Annotated in this window: 21 protein-coding genes; 7 read left to right on the top strand and 14 right to left on the bottom strand. The window is 72.3% G+C overall.

The features are described 5' to 3' along the window. The first annotated feature begins 264 nt into the window (after positions 1–264). Positions 265–1,584: an MATE family efflux transporter gene (locus tag CLV35_RS04045; RefSeq protein ID WP_231121463.1), complete on the top strand. Its 1,320-nt coding sequence runs from the start codon at positions 265–267 to the stop codon at positions 1,582–1,584. Positions 1,585–1,603: 19 nt separating this feature from the next. Here the strand turns inward: CLV35_RS04045 and CLV35_RS04040 are convergent, their stop codons facing one another. From CLV35_RS04040 to CLV35_RS04005, 8 genes are all read right to left on the bottom strand, one after another. Further along, positions 1,604–2,179: a hypothetical protein gene (locus CLV35_RS04040; RefSeq protein WP_121192089.1), complete on the bottom strand. Its 576-nt coding sequence runs from the start codon at positions 2,177–2,179 to the stop codon at positions 1,604–1,606. Positions 2,180–2,189: 10 nt separating this feature from the next. Then, on the bottom strand, positions 2,190–3,338 hold the full coding sequence (locus CLV35_RS04035; protein WP_121192088.1) for a zinc-dependent alcohol dehydrogenase: 1,149 nt from the start codon (positions 3,336–3,338) through the stop codon (positions 2,190–2,192). A 166-nt stretch (positions 3,339–3,504) separates the two neighbouring features. After that, complete coding sequence (rplI, locus tag CLV35_RS04030; RefSeq protein ID WP_121192087.1) at positions 3,505–3,951, bottom strand: 50S ribosomal protein L9; 447 nt, start codon at positions 3,949–3,951, stop codon at positions 3,505–3,507. Positions 3,952–3,965: 14 nt separating this feature from the next. Continuing rightward, on the bottom strand, positions 3,966–4,202 hold the full coding sequence (gene rpsR, locus CLV35_RS04025; protein ID WP_121192086.1) for a 30S ribosomal protein S18: 237 nt from the start codon (positions 4,200–4,202) through the stop codon (positions 3,966–3,968). A 138-nt stretch (positions 4,203–4,340) separates the two neighbouring features. Next, positions 4,341–4,934 carry a single-stranded DNA-binding protein gene (locus tag CLV35_RS04020; RefSeq protein ID WP_121192085.1) on the bottom strand — a complete coding sequence of 198 codons (594 nt, stop codon included), beginning with the start codon at positions 4,932–4,934 and terminating at the stop codon, positions 4,341–4,343. Positions 4,935–5,038: 104 nt separating this feature from the next. Beyond that, on the bottom strand, positions 5,039–5,326 hold the full coding sequence (gene rpsF / locus CLV35_RS04015; RefSeq protein WP_121192084.1) for a 30S ribosomal protein S6: 288 nt from the start codon (positions 5,324–5,326) through the stop codon (positions 5,039–5,041). 130 nt (positions 5,327–5,456) lie between these two features. Beyond that, positions 5,457–6,266, bottom strand: coding sequence for a deoxyribonuclease IV (locus CLV35_RS04010; protein ID WP_121192083.1), 810 nt, complete (start codon positions 6,264–6,266; stop codon positions 5,457–5,459). Between the two features lie 49 nt (positions 6,267–6,315). Further along, the gene (locus tag CLV35_RS04005; protein WP_121192082.1) at positions 6,316–7,758 is read right to left on the bottom strand and encodes a GntP family permease; all 1,443 of its coding nucleotides are present in this window, start codon (positions 7,756–7,758) and stop codon (positions 6,316–6,318) included. A 56-nt stretch (positions 7,759–7,814) separates the two neighbouring features. Between CLV35_RS04005 and CLV35_RS04000 the strand changes: the two genes are divergently transcribed. Beyond that, entirely contained in the window at positions 7,815–8,966 is a 1,152-nt protein-coding gene (locus CLV35_RS04000; RefSeq protein ID WP_121192081.1) for a lipid II:glycine glycyltransferase FemX, read from the top strand. A gap of 1 nt (position 8,967) precedes the next feature. Beyond that, positions 8,968–9,975: an alanine racemase gene (locus CLV35_RS03995; RefSeq protein ID WP_121192080.1), complete on the top strand. Its 1,008-nt coding sequence runs from the start codon at positions 8,968–8,970 to the stop codon at positions 9,973–9,975. Here CLV35_RS03995 and CLV35_RS03990 read toward each other — a convergent pair. Continuing rightward, positions 9,972–11,021, bottom strand: coding sequence for an S-adenosylmethionine:tRNA ribosyltransferase-isomerase (locus CLV35_RS03990; RefSeq protein WP_121192079.1), 1,050 nt, complete (start codon positions 11,019–11,021; stop codon positions 9,972–9,974). The genes CLV35_RS03995 and CLV35_RS03990 overlap by 4 nt on opposite strands. After that, positions 11,018–11,755 (bottom strand): SDR family NAD(P)-dependent oxidoreductase, encoded by a 738-nt coding sequence (locus CLV35_RS03985; protein WP_121192078.1) that lies wholly within the window; start codon positions 11,753–11,755, stop codon positions 11,018–11,020. Before CLV35_RS03985 ends, CLV35_RS03990 begins: the two co-directional genes overlap by 4 nt. Before the next feature lie 49 nt (positions 11,756–11,804). Between CLV35_RS03985 and soxR the strand changes: the two genes are divergently transcribed. After that, entirely contained in the window at positions 11,805–12,281 is a 477-nt protein-coding gene (gene soxR / locus CLV35_RS03980; RefSeq protein ID WP_231121461.1) for a redox-sensitive transcriptional activator SoxR, read from the top strand. On the opposite strand, the gene CLV35_RS03975 is transcribed toward soxR, so the two are convergent. The 4 genes from CLV35_RS03975 to CLV35_RS03960 are packed head-to-tail and all read right to left on the bottom strand — an operon-like array spanning position 12,256 to position 17,577. Then, entirely contained in the window at positions 12,256–13,389 is a 1,134-nt protein-coding gene (locus tag CLV35_RS03975; RefSeq protein ID WP_231121460.1) for a mannosyltransferase family protein, read from the bottom strand. The genes soxR and CLV35_RS03975 overlap by 26 nt on opposite strands. Next, entirely contained in the window at positions 13,386–14,849 is a 1,464-nt protein-coding gene (locus CLV35_RS03970; RefSeq protein ID WP_147431862.1) for a glycosyltransferase family 87 protein, read from the bottom strand. The genes CLV35_RS03975 and CLV35_RS03970 overlap by 4 nt, the downstream gene beginning before the upstream one ends. 11 nt (positions 14,850–14,860) lie before the next feature. Further along, positions 14,861–17,077: a transglycosylase domain-containing protein gene (locus tag CLV35_RS03965; protein ID WP_121192075.1), complete on the bottom strand. Its 2,217-nt coding sequence runs from the start codon at positions 17,075–17,077 to the stop codon at positions 14,861–14,863. Beyond that, entirely contained in the window at positions 17,074–17,577 is a 504-nt protein-coding gene (locus CLV35_RS03960; protein ID WP_121192074.1) for a DUF5318 family protein, read from the bottom strand. The genes CLV35_RS03965 and CLV35_RS03960 overlap by 4 nt, the downstream gene beginning before the upstream one ends. Positions 17,578–17,979: 402 nt before the next feature. Between CLV35_RS03960 and CLV35_RS03955 the strand changes: the two genes are divergently transcribed. The 3 genes from CLV35_RS03955 (at position 17,980) to CLV35_RS03945 (ending at position 21,137) form a co-directional block, all read left to right on the top strand. After that, positions 17,980–18,618 (top strand): PadR family transcriptional regulator, encoded by a 639-nt coding sequence (locus tag CLV35_RS03955; protein ID WP_121192073.1) that lies wholly within the window; start codon positions 17,980–17,982, stop codon positions 18,616–18,618. 14 nt (positions 18,619–18,632) lie between these two features. After that, on the top strand, positions 18,633–19,712 hold the full coding sequence (locus CLV35_RS03950; protein ID WP_121192072.1) for an inositol-3-phosphate synthase: 1,080 nt from the start codon (positions 18,633–18,635) through the stop codon (positions 19,710–19,712). Positions 19,713–19,802: 90 nt separating this feature from the next. Continuing rightward, on the top strand, positions 19,803–21,137 hold the full coding sequence (locus CLV35_RS03945; RefSeq protein ID WP_121192071.1) for an MFS transporter: 1,335 nt from the start codon (positions 19,803–19,805) through the stop codon (positions 21,135–21,137). Positions 21,138–21,170 lie beyond the last annotated feature (33 nt).

Below are 21,170 nucleotides of genomic sequence, written 5' to 3'. Positions count from 1 at the left end.
AACATGTGTACTACCGACCACTGACAGGGCCGCACGCTCCCCGACCGCGAGCGACGTTAGGGAGGATCGTCCGTCGCATCAAGCAGCCCTGTGCGCGAGCCTGGGGACGGCCTGGGGACAGCACGCCCACCGGCGTGTGCAGGACCTGTGCACAGAGCTGGGGACAACTGTGGCGAAGGTGCGACACGCGGCTCCCCACCTGCGCAGATGCAAATCCACCGGCTGTGGACAACATCAATCTGCACGGTCCCTAGGCTGGCGGTCGTGTCGGGCGCTGCGGGTCGCGAGCTGGACCGCGAGGTCGTCCGGCTCGCCCTGCCCGCACTGCTGGCCCTGGTCGCCGAACCGCTGTTCCTGCTGGCCGACTCCGCGGTCGTCGGACGCCTCGGCACCGTGCCGCTGGCGGCGCTCGGCGTGGCCGCCGCGGCGCTGGCGACGGTGGCCAGCGTCTGCGTCTTCCTCGCCTACGCGACCACCGCGTCGGTCGCCCGCAGCCTGGGCGCTGGTGACCTCGCTGGCGCCCTGCGCCGCGGGCTCGACGGCATGTGGCTCGCGGCAGGCATCGGGATGGTGGCCGCGGTCGCCGGCCAGCCGTTCGCACGGGCGGCGGTCCGTGCGCTGGGAGGCAGCGGGGCGACGCTGGAGGGCGCCACCGCGTACCTGCGCATCGGGCTGCTGGGACTGCCGGGCATGCTCGTCGTGCTCGCCGCGACCGGCGTGCTGCGCGGCCTGCAGGACACGCGTACGCCACTGGTCGTCGGCCTCGGTGCCGCCATCGCGAACACCGGGCTCAACATCGTGCTCGTGCACCCCGTCGGCCTCGGGCTGCGCGGGTCGGCGATCGGCACAGCGGTCGTGCAGGTCGCGATGGCGACCGTGCTCAGCGTGCCGGTCGTGCGGGCTGCGTCCGCGCGCGGCGTCTCCTGGCGCCCGCACGCGGCGGGGGTCGGCGCCGTCGGACGAGCCGGGGTGCCGCTGCTGCTGCGCACCGTCACGCTGCGGGCGGCGATGCTGCTGACGACGTGGGTCGCGGCGCGCACGCCGGGCGGGGAGCCGGCGCTCGCCGGCCACCAGATCGCCTCCACGGCCTTCGGCCTGCTCGCCATGGCGCTCGACGCGCTCGCGATCGCCGCCCAGGCGCTGGTCGGCCGGTGGCTGGGGGCCGGGCGCGAGGACCAGGCCCGCGCCGTGACAGCGCGGATGCTGGTGTGGGGCGCCCGTGGCGGAGCAGCCCTCGGCGTGCTGACGCTGGCGTTGAGCCCGGTGCTCGGGCCGGTGTTCAGCTCGGACCCGCAGGTGCGCCACCAGCTGGCCGCAGCGATGGCCGTCGTCGCGCTGCTCCAGCCGCTGGCCGGCGTCGTCTTCGTGCTCGACGGCGTGCTGATCGGCGCGGGCGACGGTCCCTACCTCGCCCGCGCCGGTCTGGTCACCCTCGCCGTCTACGCCCCGCTCGCCCTGCTGGTGCACGCGCGCGGCGGCGGCCTGGTCGCGCTGTGGCTCGCCTTCGGAGCCTTCCTCCTCGCGCGCGCCGTCACGCTGGTCGTGCGCTGGCGCCAGGACGCGTGGGTGCGCACGGGCGCCTGAGCCCGCACCGGGGAACCGGTCAGGCGCGCGCTCGGCGCCGCACCGCGCGTACGGCAGCCACGGCCGCTCCGACGCCGAGCACCCACGGCCCGGCGACGACCAGGGCGTCGAGCGGCTGGTGGACGTTGTCGACGCGCCCCTGGCCCCGGCGCGACGCGATGCCGTGGGCCGAGACCTCGCCGCGCAGCCCGGTCTCGCGGAAGGGCAGGTCGGGCCGCCCGCTGGCGATCGAGCTGACGACCCCTTCGAGCGAGTCGACGCGGTCGGCGGCGATGAGCAGCAGCCAGTGCGCGGCCCGGCCCTCGCTGAAGCGGGCGTAGGAGTAGCGGCGGATGACGCCGGAGAGCCCCTTCGGCGGGCACGAGGTGCCGAAGACCGGCGTCAGCATCGCGTGCTCGATCGAGCGCTCGCGCGGGTACGTCTCGGGCTGGCGCTCGGGGAAGTCCCAGTGGGCGCCGCTGGCCGCCGGGTCGAAGCGCTCGCGCGGCACCGCGGGCCGGTCGGCCGGGTCGAGGTCGGCGCCCCAGCCCGGGATGCGAGCCTTCAGCTGCTCGACCGTCTCGGGCAGGGGCGGCTTGTCGGCGGTGTAGGTCACCAGGGCCTCCTCAGGCCGCGTTCGGGACGATGATCGGCTTGATGCAGCCGTCGAGCTTGGCCGAGAAGAGGTGGTAGCCCTCGTCGATGTGCTCGAGCGGGATGCGGTGGGTGACGATGTCGCTGGGCTTGAGGTAGCCGTTGCGGATGTGCTCGAGCAGCCGGGGCCACTGGCGCTTGACCGGCGCCTGGTTCATGCGCAGCGTCAGGCCCTTGTTGAAGGCGTCGCCGAACTTCACCGCGCTGAACAGCGGGCCGTAGGCCCTCATCACCGAGACCGTGCCGCCCTTGCGCACCGAGTCGATCGCCCAGTTCAGCGCGATCGGCGAGCCGCCCTGCAGCTTGAGCTTGGTCGTGGTGACGTGCATGAGCAGGTTGCCGTCGGCCTCGGCGCCCACCGCGTCGATCGCGACGTCGGCGCCCAGGTGCCCGGTCGCCTTCTTCATCTCCACGACGATGTCCTTGTAGTGGCTGAAGTTGTAGGTCTCGGCGTGGCCGAAGGTGCGCGCCATCTCGAGCCGGTAGTCGAGGTGGTCGATGACGATGACGCGGCCGGCGCCCATGAGCCAGGCGGACTTGGCGGCGAACAGACCGACCGGGCCGGCGCCGAAGACCACGACGACGTCGCCCTGCTCGATGTCGCCGAGCTGCGCGCCGAAGTAGCCGGTCGACAGCGCGTCGGTCATCAGCACCGCGTCGTCGTCGTCGAGCCACTCGGGGATGATCGAGGGGCCGACGTCGGCGAAGGGCACGCGAACGTACTCGGCCTGGCCGCCGTCGTAGCCGCCGGTCGTGTGGGAGTAGCCGTAGATGCCGCCGACCGCTGTCGCGTTCGGGTTGACGTTGTGGCAGTTGGAGTAGAGCCCGCGCGCGCAGAAGAAGCACGAGCCGCAGTAGATGTTGAACGGCACCATCACCCGGTCGCCGGGCTGCAGGCTCTCGACCGACGAGCCCACCGAGTCGACCACGCCGATGAACTCGTGCCCGAAGGTCGAGCCGACCCGGGTGTCGGGCATCATCCCGTGGTAGAGGTGCAGGTCGGACCCGCAGATCGCCGCCCGGGTCACCCGCACGATCGCGTCGTTCGGGTGCTCGATGCGCGGCACGTCCTTCTCCTCCACGCGCAGCCGGTACGGCCCGCGGTAGACCACCGCTCGCACAGCACACCTGCTTCCCTGGGACGGCACTCCAAGCCGCGCAGATGCCCGCTGGAGGAGTGCCCCAACCCACGACGAGGCCCGCCGCCGTCCTTCGCAGGACGGTGACGGGCCTCGTGCGCGGCGCGGGACGCCGCAGGTGGAGCGGGTGCTCAGCCGGAGGCGGTGCTCAGCCGGAGACCACGTCCACGTTGAGCTTGGCCTCGACGTCGCCGTTGAGGCGCACGCGCACCTCGTGGCGGCCGAGGGTGCGGATCGGCTCGACGATGTGGACAGCGCGCTTGTCGACCACCGGGCCGCCGTTGGCCCCGATGGCCTCGACGACGTCGGAGGGCGTCACGGCGCCGAACAGCCGGCCGGTGCCGCCGGCGCGGGCCGCCAGCTTGACCTTCAGGCCCTCGATGCTCGTCTTGAGCGACTTGGCCTGCTCGAGCTCCTTGACCGCGCGGGCGGCGCGGGCACGGCGGATCGTGTCGATCTGCTTCTCGGCACCGCGGGTCCAGCGCAGGCCGAAGCCCTGCGGGATGAGGTAGTTGCGGCCGTAGCCGTCCTTGACCTCGACCACGTCGCCGGGGGCGCCCAGGTTGGCGACCTCTTGGGTGAGGATGAGCTTCATGGTGTCGTCCCCTCTCAGCGAGCAGTGCTCGTGTAGGGCAGCAGCGCCATCTCGCGGGCGTTCTTGATCGCCTTGGCGAGCTCGCGCTGCTGCTGGACGGACACGCCGGTCACGCGACGGGCGCGGATCTTGCCGCGGTCGGACACGAACTTGCGCAGGAGAGCGGTGTCCTTGTAGTCGATCGTCTCGATCTTCGCCGCTTGCAGCGGGTTGACCTTCTTCTTGGGCTTGCGCACAGGAGGCTTGGCCATCGTGGAGCTCCAGTCTGCCGCTCGCCTTCCGGGGAGCGGTCGTGGTAGCCCGGCGCTTCGGGCGCCGGGAGGGCCTGGTGGACAGTGGACGTGCGGGTGGTGCAGGACGTGCGGGTGGAGCTGACGTGCAGGGCGGAGCTAGAACGGCGGCTCGTCGTAGCTGGCGCCGCCACCGCCGCCGGAGGAGCCTCCCCAGCCGCCGCCGCCGGAGCCGGCAGCAGGACCGGAGCTGGCCCACGGGTCGTCGGCCGGAGCGGAGCTGCCGGCGTTGAAGCCGCCCCCGCCGTTGTAGCCGCCGCCACCGCCGCCACCGGAGAAGCCCCCGCCGCCGCCACCGCCGGAGAAGCCGCCGCCCTCGCCGCCCTGGCGGGTCGTGCGGTTGACCTTGGCGGTGGCCGAGCGCAGGCTCGGGCCGATCTCGTCGACCTCGAGCTCGACGACGGTGCGCTTCTCGCCCTCCTTCGTGTCGTAGGACCGCGACTTGAGCCGGCCGGAGACGATCACGCGGGTGCCGCGGGTGAGCGACTCGGCGACGTTCTCAGCCGCCTGGCGCCACACGGAGCACCGCATGAACAGCGTCTCCTGGTCCTTCCACTCGTTGCTGTTGCGGTCGAACTGGCGAGGGGTGGACGCCACGGTGAAGTTCGCGACAGCTGCCCCCGACGGGGTGAACCGGAGCTCGGGGTCGCTGGTGAGGTTGCCGACGATCGTGACGACGGTGTCGCCTGCCATGGGCGTCTCTCCTGTGCTGTCGCGAAGGGTGGAGGAAGCGGGGGGACGAGCTGCCTCGGGCCGGGACCCGGGACGACGTGCCGGGCGAGGCGCCCGGCGCAGGCTCAGCGGGTCGGGCGCAGCACCTTGGTGCGGAGCACGGCCTCGTTGAGGTTGAGCTGGCGGTCGAGCTCCTTGACCACGTCAGGCGTGGCGGTCAGGTCGACGACGGCGTAGACGCCCTCGGCCTTCTTCTGGATCTCGTAGGCCAGGCGGCGACGACCCCAGATGTCGACCTTCTCCACGCTGCCACCGCCCTGGCGGATGACGTTGAGGAACTGGTCGAGCGAGGGCGCGATGGTGCGCTCTTCGAGATCGGGGTCGAGGATGACCATGAGCTCATAACGACGCATGACTGACCCACCTCCTCTGGACTTCGGCGGCCACGGTCTCTCCGTGGCAGGAGGGCTACTGCGTCGAGCAGTCCCACAAGACTACCGGGCCGAGCGCCGCGCCGGGACCGTCGTCCACAGGGCCGCCCGCTCAGCCGCCGGCGGCCTCGCGCAGGTAGGCGATGTCGGCGGCCTGCCCCTCGACGCCGCCGGGGGTCTCGACGACCACGGGAGCGCCGGCCGCGGCCACCACCGCGGCCACCGCCTCGCCGCCGATGGAGCCGGACCCGAGGTTGGCGTGCCGGTCGGCGCCCGAGTCGAAGGCGTCGCGGCTGTCGTTGGCGTGGACCAGGTCGATGCGGCCGGTCACCGCCTTGACCCGCTCGACCAGGCCGGCGAGCTCCTCGCCGCCGGCGTAGGCGTGGCAGGTGTCGAGGCAGAACCCGATGCGGTCGCTCTCGACCCGGTCGGCGATGCGCTCCCACAGCCGGGCGATGCGCTCGAGGCGACGGGCCATCGCCTGCTCGCCGCCCGCGGTGTTCTCGATGAGCACCGGGATCGGCAGCTCCATGCGCTCGAACGTCTTGACCCAGTTCTCGAAGCCGAGCTCGGGGTCGTCGTCCTTGAGCACGTGCCCGCCGTGGACCACGATCCCCCTGGCGCCGATCTCGGCCGCCGCCTGCACGTGCTGGGCGAGCAGCTTGCGGCTCGGGATGCGGATGCGGTTGTTGCTGGTCGCGACGTTGAGCACGTAGGGCGCGTGGACGTAGAGGTCGACGCCCGCCGACTCGGCGGCCGCCCGCAGCGCCGCCGCACCGCCGGCGAAGCGGACCTCCGGCGCCTTCCACCCCTGGGGGTCGCCGAGGAAGAACTGCACCAGGTCGGCCTTGCGCTCGACCGCCTCGGCGACGGGGTCGGCCTGGTCGACGTGGGCACCCACCCGCAGGCTGCTCTGGCTCATGCCCGACACCGTACGTCCGCCCACCGACAGGACTCCCGGGACGAGGCGCTCAGACCACGACCGAGAGCGCGAGCACCACGGCCAGCCCGGACACCGACAGGATCGTCTCGAGCACCGACCAGGTCTTGATCGTCTGGCCTACCGAGAGCCCGAGGTACTCCTTCGTCAGCCAGAAGCCCGCGTCGTTGACGTGGGAGAAGAACAGCGAGCCCGCGCCGATGGCGAGCACGAGCAGCGAGGTGTGCGAGTTCGAGAGCTGCGAGGTGACCGGCACGAGGATGCCGGCCGTGGTCGTGGTGGCGACCGTGGCCGAGCCCGTCGCCAAGCGGATGAACACCGCGATGAGCCAGGCGAGGAACAGCGTCGACAGCGAGCTGTCCTCGACCCAGCCCGAGATCACCTTGGCGATACCGCTGTCGACCAGCACCTGCTTGAACCCTCCGCCGGCCGCGACGATGAGCAGGATGCCGGCGATCGGCGGCAGCGAGCGGTCGAGCACGCCGGCCAGTGCCTCCTTGCCGAGCCCGACCCCGGTGCCGAAGCTGAACAGCGCCACCAGCACGCCGATGAGCAGCGCGATCATCGGGCTGCCGACCAGGTCGAGCGCCTGGCGCGGCTGCGCCTTCGGGGTCGAGTCCTGCAGCACGTCGGCGAGGGACTTGCCCAGCATGAGCACGACCGGCAGCAGCACGGTCGCGAGCGTGACGGCGAAGCTCGGCCGCCGCGTACGCCGTGCCGCCTCCCCGACGCCCTCGGACTCCGCGCCGCCCTCCGCCTCGGCGCCCGCGCCGGCCGAGGCGCCCGACCCGCCGTCCGCGTAGAGCGGCGGAGCGCCGACCGGCACCCAGCGCGCCGCGACGCTGCCGAACAGCGGCCCGGCGAGCAGCAGGGAGGGGATGGCGACGAGGATGCCCAGCCCGAGCGTGAGCCCGAGGTCGGCCTTGAGCAGCCCGATGGCGACCAGCGGCCCGGGGTGCGGCGGCACGAAGCCGTGCATGGCCGAGAGCCCGGCGATGGCCGGCACTGCGACCCGCATCAGCGGCTGGCCCGAGCGGGCGGCCACCAGCGCGATCACCGGCATGAGCAGGACCAGCCCGATCTCGAAGAACATCGGCAGGCCGACCAGCGCGCCCACCAGCGCCATCGCCCAGGGGAGCAGCGTAGGGCCGGCACGCCCGACGAGCGTGTCGACGATCTGGTCGGCGCCGCCCGAGTCGACCAGCAACCGGCCGAGCATCGCGCCGAGGGCGATGAGGATGCCCACGCTCGCGGTCGTCGTGCCGAAGCCCTTGGAGAAGCTGTCGGCGCCCTTGCTGAGCCCGAAGCCCGAGACGCCGGCGGCCAGCAGGGCGCCCAGCGTGAGGCTGACGAACGGGTGCAGCTTGAGCGCGGTGATGAGGCCGATGATCAGGGCGATGCCGAGCAGGGCCGCGACGACCAGCCGCGTGTCGGTGCCCGAGCTCGAGCCGGCTGCAGCGGCGGCGACCAGCATGGGGCGCTCCTTCGGCAGAGGGGGTGTCGCAGCCTCCCTACCCCGTCTCGACAGGGATGATCATCAGGATCTGGGTAGGCTCCCACGTCGTGCTGGTCCGACCCGTCCGCCGAGAAGAGCACCTGGAGTTCGTGGCGGCGCAGCCGAGCGCCAGCTTCCTCCAGCTCCCCTCGTGGGCGCAGGTCAAGGCCGAGTGGGGCTCCGAGTCGCTGGGCTGGTTCACGCCGGGCGGCGAGCTGGTCGGGGTGGGGCTCGTGCTCTACCGCCGGCTCCCCCGCCTGCGGCGCTACCTCGCCTACCTGCCCGAGGGCCCGGTGCTCGACTGGGACGCCGTGGCCGCCGACCCCGCGGGGTGGCTCGACCCGATGGTCGCGCACCTCAGGAGCAAGGGTGCCTTCGGCGTACGCATGGGTCCCCCCGTCGTCACCCGGCGGTGGGGCGCCGACGAGCTGAAGGCGGCCATCGCCTCCGGCGGCGCGGCGCGGCTGGCCCACGTGCCGCCTACTGCGACCGAGGAGCGCGGGACCCGGGTGGAGGAGGCGCTGCGCCAGCGGGGCTGGCGGCCGCCCGCCGAGGCCGGCGGCTTCACCGCCGGGCAGCCGCGCTACGTCTTCCAGCTGCCGCTCGCCGGCCGCAGCGAGGAGGACGTGCTGCGCGGCTTCAACCAGCAGTGGCGGCGCAACATCAAGAAGGCCGACAAGGCCGGTGTCGTCGTCGAGCACGGCGGCTCCGAGGACCTGCCGGCCTTCCACGCGCTCTACGTCGAGACGGCTCGTCGCGACGGCTTCACCCCGCGGCCGCTGGCCTACTTCCAGCGCATGTGGCGGGCCATGACCGACGAGGACCCCTCGCGCATCACGCTCCTGCTCGCCCGCCACGAGGGCACGCTGCTCGCGGCCACCACGCTCGTACGCGTCGGTGGCCACGCGTGGTACTCCTACGGCGCGTCGTCCACAGAGGGCCGCGACGTGCGCCCGTCCAACGCCGTGCAGTGGGCGATGATCCGCGAGTCGCTCGCCGCCGGGTGCAGCGTCTACGACCTGCGCGGCATCACCGACACGATCCTCGAGACCGACCCCCACTTCGGTCTCATCCAGTTCAAGCTCGGCACGGGCGGTGAGGCGGTCGAGTACGTCGGCGAGTGGGACCTGCCGCTGAACCGCCTGCTCTACAAGGGATTCGACCTCTACATGTCTCGGAGAGGCTGACATGGCGCTCACTCTCGACGTCGACGCGGACGCTTGGCGGGCGCACCTCGCGCGCGTACTCGAGCGCAACCCCGGCCTCGTCCCCGTCATCAAGGGCAACGGCTACGGCTTCGGCCTCACCCGGCTGGCGGCGGAGGCGTCGCGGCTCGGTGTCGACACGATCGCCGTCGGCGTGCGGCGCGAGGTCGACGTCGTGCGGCCCTACTTCTCGGGCGACATCCACGTGCTCGAGCCCTGGCACCCCCGCCTGGCGGGCGACCAGGTCGGCGAGTCCGACCCCAAGATCGTGCGCACGCTCGCGCACCCCGAGGCGGTCGCCATCTTCAGCGGCACCAACTACCGCGCCGTCGTCGAGCTGCGCACCTCGATGCGGCGCCACGGTCTGCTGCAGGCGCCGCACGCCGGCCGCCTGCGCTCCCTGGGCTGGTCGCTGCACCTGCCCCTGGTCGGCGACCCGGTGGAGGAGTCCCGCGAGATCCTCAAGGCCCACGGCATCACCGAGGGCACGGTGTGGCTGAGCCACGTGCAGGGCGACAAGCTCAAGGCCCTGCAGAAGTCGGTGCGCTCGGTGAAGCTGCGCCCGCGCATCGGCACGGCGCTGTGGCTCGGTGACCGCAAGACGTTCCGTGCGCGGGCGACCGTGCTCGACGTGCACGACGTCTCCCGCGGCGACCGGGTGGGCTACCGCCAGAACCACATGCTGCGCAACGGCTACCTCATCGTGGTCTCGGGCGGCACCAGCCACGGCATCGGGCTCGAGGCCCCGAAGTCCGTGGCCGGTGCCATCCCGCGCGGCAAGGTGTTCGCGGCCGGTGCGCTGGCGGCAGGTGGTCTGAGCCTGTCGCCCTTCACCATCGACGGCAAGCACCGCTGGTTCGCCGAGCCGCCGCACATGCAGGTCTCGCTGGTCGTGCTTCACGAGGACGAGACGCCGCCGGCGATCGGCGACGAGGTGCCGGTCGACGTGCGCATGACCACCGCCACCTTCGACCGGGTGACCGGCTTCTAGGGCAGCAGCAGGGTCGAGTCTCCGAACTCGTGCCAGAGGTAGTCGCCCTGCACGAGCGCCTCGTAGGCCTTGTCGACCAGCTCCGGCCCGGCCACCGCGTCGAGCAGGTCGAGGTGGCTGGCCTCCGGTTCGTGCAGCCCTGTGACGAGCCCGTCGACGACGCGCGCAGGTCTCTCGGCGCTGAGCACGAGGTCGGTCCACCCGGCGCCCTCGTGCACCGTGCCGTCGGGTGACGCGACGGACTCGAGGGCGCGTACGACTGTGGTGCCGACCGCCACCACCCGTCCGCCGCGCGCACGCGCGCTGTTCACCGCTGCCGCGGCCGACTCGCTGACGCGGAACGGCTCGGGCGCCGGCGGTTCGTGCAGCTCAGGGCTCGAGACGCCGCAGTGCAGGGTAATTGGCACGACGGTGATGCCACGAGAGACCAGTCGCACGAGCAGCTCGGCGGTGAACGGCCGACCAGCGCTGGGCATCTCAGCACTGCCGGGCTCGCTCGCCCACACGTTCTGGTAGTAGGAGGTCGGCGGGTGGCCGGTGACGTAGTCGTAGACGATCGGCGACCCGAACCGCTCGAGGTAGCGCGCCCGGTCGACGGTGGGTGAGACCACAGCAGACCAAAGGCGGCTCGGCCGTGCACCGGCGTCGGGGAACGGCTCGTCGACCACCAGCTCCACGCCGCCGGGCAGCGCCAGCCTCGTCCCCGGGGAAAGCGAGAAGTCAGGCCCCGACTGGTCGGGTCGCCGTGCCTCGACCACCCACCTCCCGTCGTCCAGAGCGGTCGACACGTGCAGCGGGAAGCGCCGACCGCTCCCGTCGCGTGCGGCCACCGCCGAGGGCAGCGTCACAGAGTTGTTGACGACCAGCACGTCGCCCTCACGGAGGTACTCACGCAACGAGGGGAAGTGCTCATGGACCACTGCGTACCTCGATGCGACGAGCAGGCGGACGTCGTCGCGTCCGCGCCCACGCCACTCCGGCGGCTCGGTCGCCAGCCGCCCGGGCGGGAGGACGAACCGCGTACGCGTCGGTGCCGCCGCCGTCACGCGGTCACCGCCTCTGCCTCGACCGGGGCGAGGTCCGCCGCCCGGTAGCGCCCGCTCGGCAGCCGCCCGCAGACGAGCTCGAGCAGGGCCGGCACCACCGACTCGGGCGCGGGGCGATCGTAGACGTCCTCCCCAGGGAACGCCTGCTGGTGCAGGTCGGTCGCCATGTCGCCGGGGTCGAAGGCGTAGACGGTCAGCTCCGGCTGCTCGACCGCCAGCACCGCGGTCAGCGCGTCGAGCGCGGCCTTGGCCGAGCCGTAGCAGCCCCAGCCGGCGTAGGCCTCGACCGCCGCGTCGGAGCTGACGTCGACGACGGCGCCGCCGGTGCGCTCGAGCGCCGGCAGGACGCGCTGCACGAGGGCGAGCGGCGCGAGGGCGTTGACGGTCCAGGTGCGCTGCAGCTCGGTGAGGTCGAGCTCGCGCAGGGGCACCAGAGGGCTCGGGCCGAGGACGCTGGCGTTGTTGACCAGCGCGTCGAGGCGGCGGTGCGCGTCCACGGCACGGCCGAGCGCCTCGCGGTGCGCAGGGTCGGCCACGTCCCCGGCCAGGGCGCTCACGTCGGTGAGCGCCCCCAGCTCGACGGCCACCCGGTGGAGGCGGACGGGGTCGCGGGCGTCGAGCACGAGGGCCCAGCCCTGTGCTGCGAGCTCGCGGGCGAGGGCACGGCCGAGGCCGCGGGAGGCGCCGGTCACCAGGGCGACCGGCCGGACAGGGGCTTGCGCATGAGGAGTCATGCGGTGCAGGCTGCATCTTGAAGTGAACTTCAAGTCAAGCGGTGGGGACGTGGCGAGCGGCAGTCTGACGATCGGCGAGGTGGCGGCGCGGGCCGGCATGGCGACCTCGGCGCTGCGCTACTACGAGAAGGAGGGGCTGATCGCCAGCGGGCGCACGGCCGGCGGCCAGCGCCGCTACGAGCGCTCGGTGCTGCGCCGGCTCGCGTTCGTGCGCGCCGCCCAGAACGTCGGGCTCAAGCTCGACGAGGTGCGCGACGCGCTCTCCACGCTGCCGCTCGCCCGCACCCCCACCCCCGCCGACTGGGAGCGGCTCTCCAGCTCGTGGCGCGCCCGGCTCGACGAGCAGATCGAGGGCCTGGTGGCGCTGCGCGAGGGGCTCACCAGCTGCATCGGCTGCGGCTGCCTCTCGATGCGCACCTGCGCGCTGTCCAACCCCGGGGACCGTGCGGGCGAGCGGGGCCCCGGCGCGAGGTACCTGCCGCCCGCGGTGCGCCGCCCGGTCAGCCGGCCCAGCGACCGGTCGTGAACAGCACGACCCACACCGCCGACACCGGCGCCACGACGGCGAGGTAGGCCACGAGCAGCAGCCGGTGCCGCAGCGTCAGCACCGCCAGCCCGACCCACAGCGGCCACCACAGCAGGGTCGCCCGCGGCACGGAGAAGTACCAGGTCGAGGTCCCGAGGGCGAGCACGCTGAGCCCGACGTAGGTCGCCTCTCCCCAGCGCCGCACGACCAGCAGCACCGCGGTCAGCACGACGCCGACCGCCATGGCGACCAGCTCGAGGCGGAAGTCCACGCGGAAGGTGAGGTCCTGGCTCGACCCGAACGCCGCGTCCCACGTGGTGCGCAGCACCGTGACCGGGTTGGTGAAACGACGGCCCCATCCCGCCTCCTGCGCGTGCTGCCAGGCCAGCCAGTCGCCCTTGGTGTGCTGGAGGTAGGCCGCGTAGGACACCAGCGGCAGCAGCGGGAGGGCGAGCGCGGGCAGCTCGCGCCATCGGCGCGCGCCGGTTCCCGCGTCGCGGCCGGAGGACGCGGTGAGGAACTCGACGACCAGCGCGGCGACGAGGAAGACGCCTGAGATGCGTACGCTGCACGCCCCCGCCGCGAGGCAGCCGGCCAGCCACCACTGGCCGCGCCGGGCCGCCAGCCAGGCGGGCGCCGCGAGCGCGAGGAAGAGCGCTTCGGTGTAGCCGGCGGCGAGGAACACCGCCGCCGGGGAGAGCACCAGCAGCAGCACCGCCCGCTCCCCCGCGGCCGGACCGCCCTCGAGCTCGGCCAGCCGGGCGAGGGCGAGGGCTCCGACGGCGCCGGCCACCAGCGAGATGAGCAGCCCCGACAGCCCGGGCGAGATGCCCAGCGACGAGATGCCCCTCAGCAGCAGGGGGAAGCCTGGGAAGAACGCCTCGTCGTTGGCGTAGGAGTAGCCGTGGGCGGCGATGCGCTCGAAGAGCTGGGCGTCCCACCGCTCCCAGCGCTGCACGTGCGGGACGAGTGGTCCGTCGTGGAACGCATAGCCCCCGATCGCCACGAGCAGGTAGACGCCGACCCGCGTCAGCAGCCACACGGCGAGCGGCGGGAGCAGCGACGACCGGCTCGCCTGAGCCGCGTCCTGCGGCAGCGCGCTGCTCACCCGGCGACGGGGACGGCCGGCCGGTCCTCCGCCACCGCAGCAGGACCGGCGTCCGGAGCACCGTCGAACACGCCGCCCGCCGGGTCGTCGTCGAGTCCGTCGGCGCGCACCGGGTCGCACTCGGGCCGCAGGATGTCGCGCACGATGATGCCGGCGAGCCACAGCGTGCCGGCGACGTGCGCGAGCACGGTCCAGGTGTAGCCGGTGTCGCCGAGGCCGCGCTTCGGGTCGGCGTACTGCCCCAGGTAGAGCCAGATGCCGAAGAAGTGGACGAGCTCGCCGGCCTGCCAGATCCAGAAGTCGCGCCAGCGCGGCCGGGCGAGGGCAGCCAGCGGCACCAGCCACAGGAGGTACTGCGGCGAGTAGACCTTGTTGGTGAGCAGGAACGCAGCCACCACGAGGAAGGTCAGGGAGGCCAGGCGTGGTCTGCGTGGCGCTTTCAGCGCGAGCACTGCGATGGCGAGGAAGAGCACGACTGTGAGGCCGCTGGCCCAGGTGTTGAGCGGGGTGAAGCCGTGGCCGTTGATCTGGAGCACGTACCAGATCGAGCTGAAGCCGGCCGGGCGGCTCTGGCTCAGCGAGTAGAACTCCTTCCAGCCCTCGAAGTTCACGAGCACGAAGGCGATGTTGCAGTTGAACCAGGTGAGCGCACCCCACCCGGCGACCGCTCCGACCGGGCCGAGCCGTCTGGTCCGCCACCCCAGCAGCAGCAGCGGCAGCAGCATCAGTGCCGGGTAGAGCTTCGCCGCCGTGCCGAGCCCGAGCAGCACCCCGGTCAGCGCCGGTCTGTCGCGCGCCCACGCGTACATCGCCCCGGCCAGCAGCACCACCGCGAGCATGTCCCAGTTGATGGTCATCGCCAGCCCGACAGCGGGGGCGAGCGCGACGAGCGCCGCGTCCCAGGGCCGTCGGCGAGCGGTCAGCGCGGTGAGCGCGACCATGCCGAGCAGGAAGGCCGTGGCGAACAGCAGGTTGATGTCGAAGTAGGTGGTGAACGGGTCCTTGCTGTCGCCCGGCACCAGCTTCGCCTCGACCCACATCAGCATCCCGGTGAGCACGGGGTACTCGACCTGGCTGTAGACGCCGTGGGCGGCGAGCACCGCGTCGCTGTGGACGTAGGGGAACAGTCCCTGGTTGAGCCCGCGGCCCGAGTAGAGCGGCGGCACGTCGCTGTAGCAGGCGTGGAAGTACATGTTGTTGGGCACCCAGCCCGACGACCGGCAGTGCTCCTTGGCCCCGAAGCCGAAGACCAGCGTCGTCAGCGCCGCGAACAGCAGGCACACGCGCAGCGGGGTCCACCACCGCGACTCGACGAGCAGGCGCCGGCCGGCCGGCCCGCCGACGAGCTCGCTCGCGCCCGCCACCACCGGGTCGTCGAGGGTCGGCAGCACGCCGCCCCGCGACGTACGCGTGGGCTCCCTGGGCGGGACGGGCGCGGGGTCGCTTCGCGGAGTGCTCACGGCGTCCTTTCCTACCCTGACGCACCCGGCTGCGGGGCGGCAGGGGCCGCGGGCGCGCCGGAGCCGTCGGGCGCCGGCTCCACCGGCGCCTCGGAGGTCGCCGGCTGGGACGGCGTCGGCGTGGGGGTGGGCGTCGGGCGTACGGGTGTCGCGCTCGTGCTCGGCGACGAGCTCGGCGAGCTCGTCGGGGCAGGGGTGCTGTCGTTGGACGTGTCCTGCCCGTTGCAGTTCTTGCAGACCCGCTCGGGGAAGTCGTCGGAGGTCTTCCAGGGCTTCAGCTGGACCGCGGCCTTCATGTAGGCGGTCCAGATCTGCGCCGGGAAGCCACCGCCGAAGAAGGCGGCGTGGGTGTCGCCGCCGACGCCGTCGAGGTCCTCGCGCCCGTTGCCCTTGTAGAAGTCGACCGCCGTGGCGATGCGCGGGCTGAACCCGACGAACCACGCCGACAGGGTGTTGTCGTCCTGGCCGTGGGTGCCGGTCTTGCCCGCCACGGCACCCGGGACCGCGCGCGCCTCCGTGCCCGTGCCGCCCGGCGCATCGACGACCTGCGAGAGCGCGTAGGTCACGTCGGCCGTGACGTCCTTGGGGAAGGCCTTGACGGTCGGGTTGCCCGGCGGCTTCCAAGGGTCGCGGCTGTCGCGGTAGAGCACCCGAGCCACCGAGTGCGGCTTCTTCACGCGCACGCCCTGGCCGGCGAAGCTCGAGTAGGCGAGCGCCATGTTGAGCGGCGAGACGTTGGCCGTGCCGAGCGGCACGGAGGGGACCGCAGCGAGACCCGGCGCATCCGCAGGGACGCCGGCGTCGGTGAGCGCGTGCACCACCTTCTCGGGACCGATGTCCATGGCCGCGTCGACGTAGACGGTGTTGATGGACTTCTCGAGCCCGGTGAGCAGGGACACGCGGGAGCCGTAGTCGTCGCCGAACTCGTTGCGCGTGCCGGTCGCCGGCAGCGGGGAGTTGCCGTAGTAGCGCGAGAAGATGCTGTGCCCGTCCTCGATGGCCGCGGCCAGCGCGAAGGGCTTGAACGTCGAGCCGGGGAGAACCGGCTGCGTCGCGTCGTTGATCTGCCGCTCGAGGTAGTTCTTGCCGCCGTACATCGCGATCACCGCGCCGGTCTTCACGTCGATGCTGGCGAGCCCGGCGTGCACGTCCTCGGCGTCGGTCTTGGGGAACTGGCCCTTGTCGGGGTCCATCGCCGTCTCGGCCGCGACCTGGGCGTCGTGGTCGAACGTGGTGATGATCCGCAGCCCGCCGCCCTCGACCTCCTGCTCGGTGAAGCCCCAGTTCGTGAGCTCGTCGCGGACGAACTTGAGCAGGTAGCCGGTGGGGCTGTCGCTGTAGTTGGTGACCAGGTCGTCCCTGACGACCAGCTGCGGCAGCTTGGCGGCGTCGGCCTGCTGCTGGGTGATCCAGCCCTTCTGGACCATGCCGGAGAGCACGTAGCGGAAGCGCTTCTCGGCCTTGGCCCGCTTGCCCGCGTCGACCGCGCCCTCGTGCCGGCGGTAGTCGAACGTGTCGGGCGCCTGGATGACCCCCGCCAGGAACGCCGACTGGCTCAGGTTGAGCGACTTGTAGTCGTTCAGGCCGCGGGGGAACCACGCCTGCGCGGCCGCCTGCAGCCCGTTGGAGCGACGCCCCCACCAGATCGTGTTGAGGTAGTCGCGCAGGATCTCGTCCTTGGACTTCTGCTTGTTGATCTTGATGGCGAGGATCGCCTCGTGGATCTTGCGCTGGTAGGTCTTCTGCTGACCGACGTCGGCGTAGTAGTTGCGCACGAACTGCTGGGTGATGGTCGAGCCGCCCTGGCTCTTGGAGTCGCCCTTGATGTTGGTCCAGAACGCCCGGACGATGCCCTTGGGCGAGACGCCGCTGTTGGTCTGGAAGTCGCGGTCCTCGGCGGCCATCACGGCCTGACGCAGCACCACCGGGATGGTGTCGATGTCGGGGATCATCGTGCGGTTGGTGCCGCCGGAGATCTTGCCCATGAGCGTCTTGCCGTCGGAGTAGTAGACGGTCGAGGTCTGCGCGACCGCCGCGGCGTCGGCGCTGGGCACCGTCGTGCGCGCGTAGGCCACGAAGAACGCGCCCACGAGCATGGCCGCGCCGAGCACCCCGAGCAGCAGCACCTGGCGCCACGAGGGCAGCAGCTTCCACGGCATGCCGCGGCCGGCCCTCGGGTAGTCGATGAAGCCCTTCGCCGGCGCGGGTGGCCGGGTGCTGCTGCTCAAAGCTCGTCCTCGATCGTCGGTCGGCGCCGCGGTGGGCGTCTCGGGACCCCGTCGCCCACGACGTACGACAGGACCAGTGCGTTCCATCCGCAGCCTCGTTGCCGCGTGCGTGCGGGCCGCCGGAAGTCGCGGCGACCGTCGAGCCCGCGGTCGATGCGGGGCACCCCGGGCACCACCGGCGGGCCGGCGCACACCTCGACGACGTAGACCTTCACGTCGCCGCTCGTGGCCGCGATCTCCGGCAGGTCGGCCGCCTTGCGGATGCGCCCGGAGAACTGCCCCAGCTCGTCACCGTAGACGTAGACCAGCTGCAGCAGCTGCTCGCGCCGGCACACCGGGCAGAGCCGGTCGGTCAGCTCGCCCAGGTGCACGGCAGCCCTGCGGAGGTAGGGCTGGGCGTCGCAGACCTCCTCGCGCGAGGCGCGCCCGGTGGCCAGCGCAGCCAGCGCGGCCCTGCGCTGGAGCGCGTAGTCGACCACGTCGCGGGTGCGCGCCTGCACGCCGTCCAGCGTACGGGCGTGCCCGGGATGCGACGAGGTGCGCAGTTCCGCGTCCGAGTGCGCCCGGCTCTCGAGCGCTGCCGTGGGCCCGCACGATGTGACTTCTTGCCCATCCGATTGGCAAGAAGTCACATCGTGCCAATCAGCGGGGCGGGGCGGGGCGTGGCGGCCCGGGTCGCCGCAGCACTCCGAGCCCACCGCGTACGCGTCCGGCGGGGTGATGTCGGCGTGTCGCGTTTGCAGAGCGCCGGACTGCGCCGTATCGTCGTCGATGTATCGAGTCGATACATCGCATCACTACATCGGTCGGCTACATCGCACCGATGTATCGGAGAGCGGTGCTCGGCTCGGCGGAACCACTGACCGGCAGCGGGCTGGTCGCGGACCGAGAGGGGGTGGCCGGTGGCAGCCAAGCGCACCGGCGTGCTCGAGCTCGCGGTCCTCGGCCTGCTCCACGAGGGTCCGATGCACGGCTACGAGCTGCGCAAGCGGATCAACCTGCTGCTCGGCACCTTCCGGGCCTTCTCCTACGGCTCGCTCTACCCGGCCCTGCGCACCATGCTCGAGGCCGGCTGGATCGCCCAGGAGAGCCCGGACGACCCGGACGCCGCCCCGGCCACGGCCGGCAAGCGCGCCCGGATCGTCTACAAGATCACCGCTGAGGGCAAGGAGGAGTTCCAGCACCTCCTCGCCGACGCGGGACCGGACGCGTGGGAGGACGAGCGCTTCGGCGTCCACCTCGCGTTCTTCAGCCACGCGGACGCGGCGACGCGGCTGCGGGTGCTCGAGGGCCGTCGGTCACGGCTCGAGGAGCGGCGGGAGAAGTTCCGCACGTCCCTCGTCCGCACGCGCGAGCGCCTCGACACCTACACCCTCGCGCTGCAGAACCACGGGCTCGACTCGGTCGAGCGCGAGGTCCGCTGGCTCGGCGAGCTCATCGACGACGAGCGCGCCATCGGCAGCAGTGCCCCCCGGGCTCCGCGTGCCGCCCATGACAACGACAACGACGTGGCCGGCCCGTCCGGCACGCAACAACCGTGAGGAGTGCTTTCCGGATGGGTTCCGTTCGCGTAGCAATCGTCGGAGTGGGCAACTGCGCCTCCTCCCTCATCCAGGGCGTCGAGTACTACAAGGACGCCGACGCCTCCAGCCGCGTCCCCGGCCTGATGCACGTCCAGTTCGGGCCCTACCACGTCAGCGACATCGAGTTCGTCGCCGCGTTCGACGTGGACGCCAAGAAGGTCGGCCAGGACCTCTCCGACGCGATCGCATCGTCGGAGAACAACACGATCAAGTTCGCCGACGTGCCGCCCACCGGCGTCATCGTGCAGCGCGGCCACACCCACGACGGGCTCGGCAAGTACTACCGCGAGACCATCACCGAGTCCGACGACGCCCCCGTCGACATCGTGCAGGTGCTCAAGGACCAGCGCGTCGACGTCCTCGTGTCCTACCTCCCGGTGGGCTCCGAGGTGGCCGACAAGTTCTACGCGCAGTGCGCCATCGACGCGAAGGTCGCCTTCGTCAACGCCCTGCCGGTCTTCATCGCCTCCGACCCCGAGTGGGCGGCCAAGTTCACCGAGGCCGGCGTCCCGATCGTCGGCGACGACATCAAGAGCCAGGTCGGCGCGACCATCACGCACCGCGTGCTGGCCAAGCTGTTCGAGGACCGGGGCGTGCAGCTCGACCGCACGTACCAGCTCAACGTCGGCGGCAACATGGACTTCAAGAACATGCTCGAGCGCGACCGCCTCGAGTCGAAGAAGATCTCCAAGACCCAGGCCGTCACGAGCAACCTGCAGCACGAGCTCGGTGCCCGCAACGTGCACATCGGCCCGTCGGACTACGTCCAGTGGCTCGACGACCGCAAGTGGGCCTACGTCCGCCTCGAGGGCCGCGCGTTCGGCGACGTCCCGCTGAACCTCGAGTACAAGCTCGAGGTCTGGGACAGCCCGAACTCGGCCGGCATCATCATCGACGCGGTCCGCGCTGCCAAGATCGCCAAGGACCGCGGCATCGGCGGCCCGATCCTCTCGGCGGCGTCCTACTTCATGAAGTCCCCGCCCGTGCAGTACGCGGACGACCTCGCGAAGCAGAACGTCGAGGCCTTCATCCGCGGCGACGTCGAGCGCTAGCCCCACCCCCACGACATCGTGGTGCCTGGCGACCCCTATGGGGCGATCCGGGACCACGATGTCGTGGGAGCAGCCGGTTAGTCTGGCGTGATGCCGAGTCCGGGGTCCTTCCTGGGTGACCTCGCCGACGTGCTGCGCAGCAGGCGGTTCCGCCGGCTGTTCGCGACCCGGCTGACCGCCCAGTCGGCCGACGGCATGACGACCGTCGCGCTGACCTCGTTCGTCTTCTTCTCCCCCGAGCGCCAGGCCACCGCCACCGACGCGGCCCTCGCCTTCGCGGCCACCCTGCTGCCCTACAGCCTGGTCGGGCCGTTCGCCGGGGTGCTGCTCGACCGCTGGCGCCGCCAGCGCATCCTCGCCCGGGCCAGCCTGCTCAAGGCCGCCCTCGTGCTGGTGCTCGGCGCGTGCGTCGCGGCCGACTACGCCGGCGTCGGGCTCTACGCCACCGGCCTGGTCATCCTGTCGGTCAACCGGTTCTACCTCTCGGCCCTGTCGGCCGCACTGCCGCACGTCGTGCCGCCCCGCGAGCTGGTCATGGCCAACAGCGTCTCGACGACCTCCGGCACCGCCAGCTCGCTCATCGGTGCGGGGCTCGCGTTCGGGCTGCGGACCCTGCTCGGCGGCGGCGACGGGGCGCAGGCCGGCGTGCTGGTCGGGGCAGCGGTCCTGTCCTGCGCCGCGGCGGCGGTCGCCTCCCGGATCCCGCGCGACGAGCTGGGTCCCGACGAGGTCAACGTGCCCGCGCCGCTCGGGCACGCGCTGCGCGTCGTGGCGCGAGGGATGGCCGACGGCGCCGCGCACGTCGCGGCCACGCGGCCGGCCTTCCGCGCGCTGAGCGCGATCGCCGCGCACCGCTTCGTCTACGGCCTGTGGACGGTCGCGACCCTGCTGCTCTACCGCAACACGCTGCACGACCCGAGCGACACCGACGCCGCGCTCGCGGGGCTCGCCCAGGTGGTCGCCGCCAGTGGAGTGGGCTACTTCCTCGCCGCGGTGCTGACGCCCGAGGTGACCACCCGCATCCGCAAGAGCACGTGGGTGGCGCTGCTGCTCGCCCTCGCCGCCGTGGCGCAGGCCGCCGCCTCGCTGCTCCCGGTCGCGCACCCGACGGTCGTCGCCACCGCGCTCGTGCTCGGCATCTCGGCACAGGGAGTGAAGATCTGCGTCGACACGGTCGTCCAGCAGTCGGTCGAGGACGCCTTCCGAGGCCGGGTGTTCTCCCTCTACGACACCGTCTTCAACGTCACCTTCGTGTCGGCCGCTGTCGCGGCGGCCGTACTCGTCCCCACCGGCGGGCACAGCACGGCGCTGTCGTGGCTGATGGCCCTCGCCTACGCAGCGGCAGCAGCGGCGTACGCGGTGGTGACCCGCCGCACGCCGCACCCGGTCGAGGGGCGGGCGGCTGCGGTCGCCGCCGCGGTCTGAGCGGAACCGGCGCGGGAGGGCGCCGCGTACGGC

Origin of the sequence: Motilibacter peucedani (assembly GCF_003634695.1) — a bacterium.
In the GTDB taxonomy this organism is placed as follows: Bacteria; Actinomycetota; Actinomycetes; order Motilibacterales; family Motilibacteraceae; genus Motilibacter; species Motilibacter peucedani.
The sequence above is the reverse complement of the archived record's forward strand: the minus strand, read 5'-3'. Positions and strand labels throughout refer to the sequence as shown.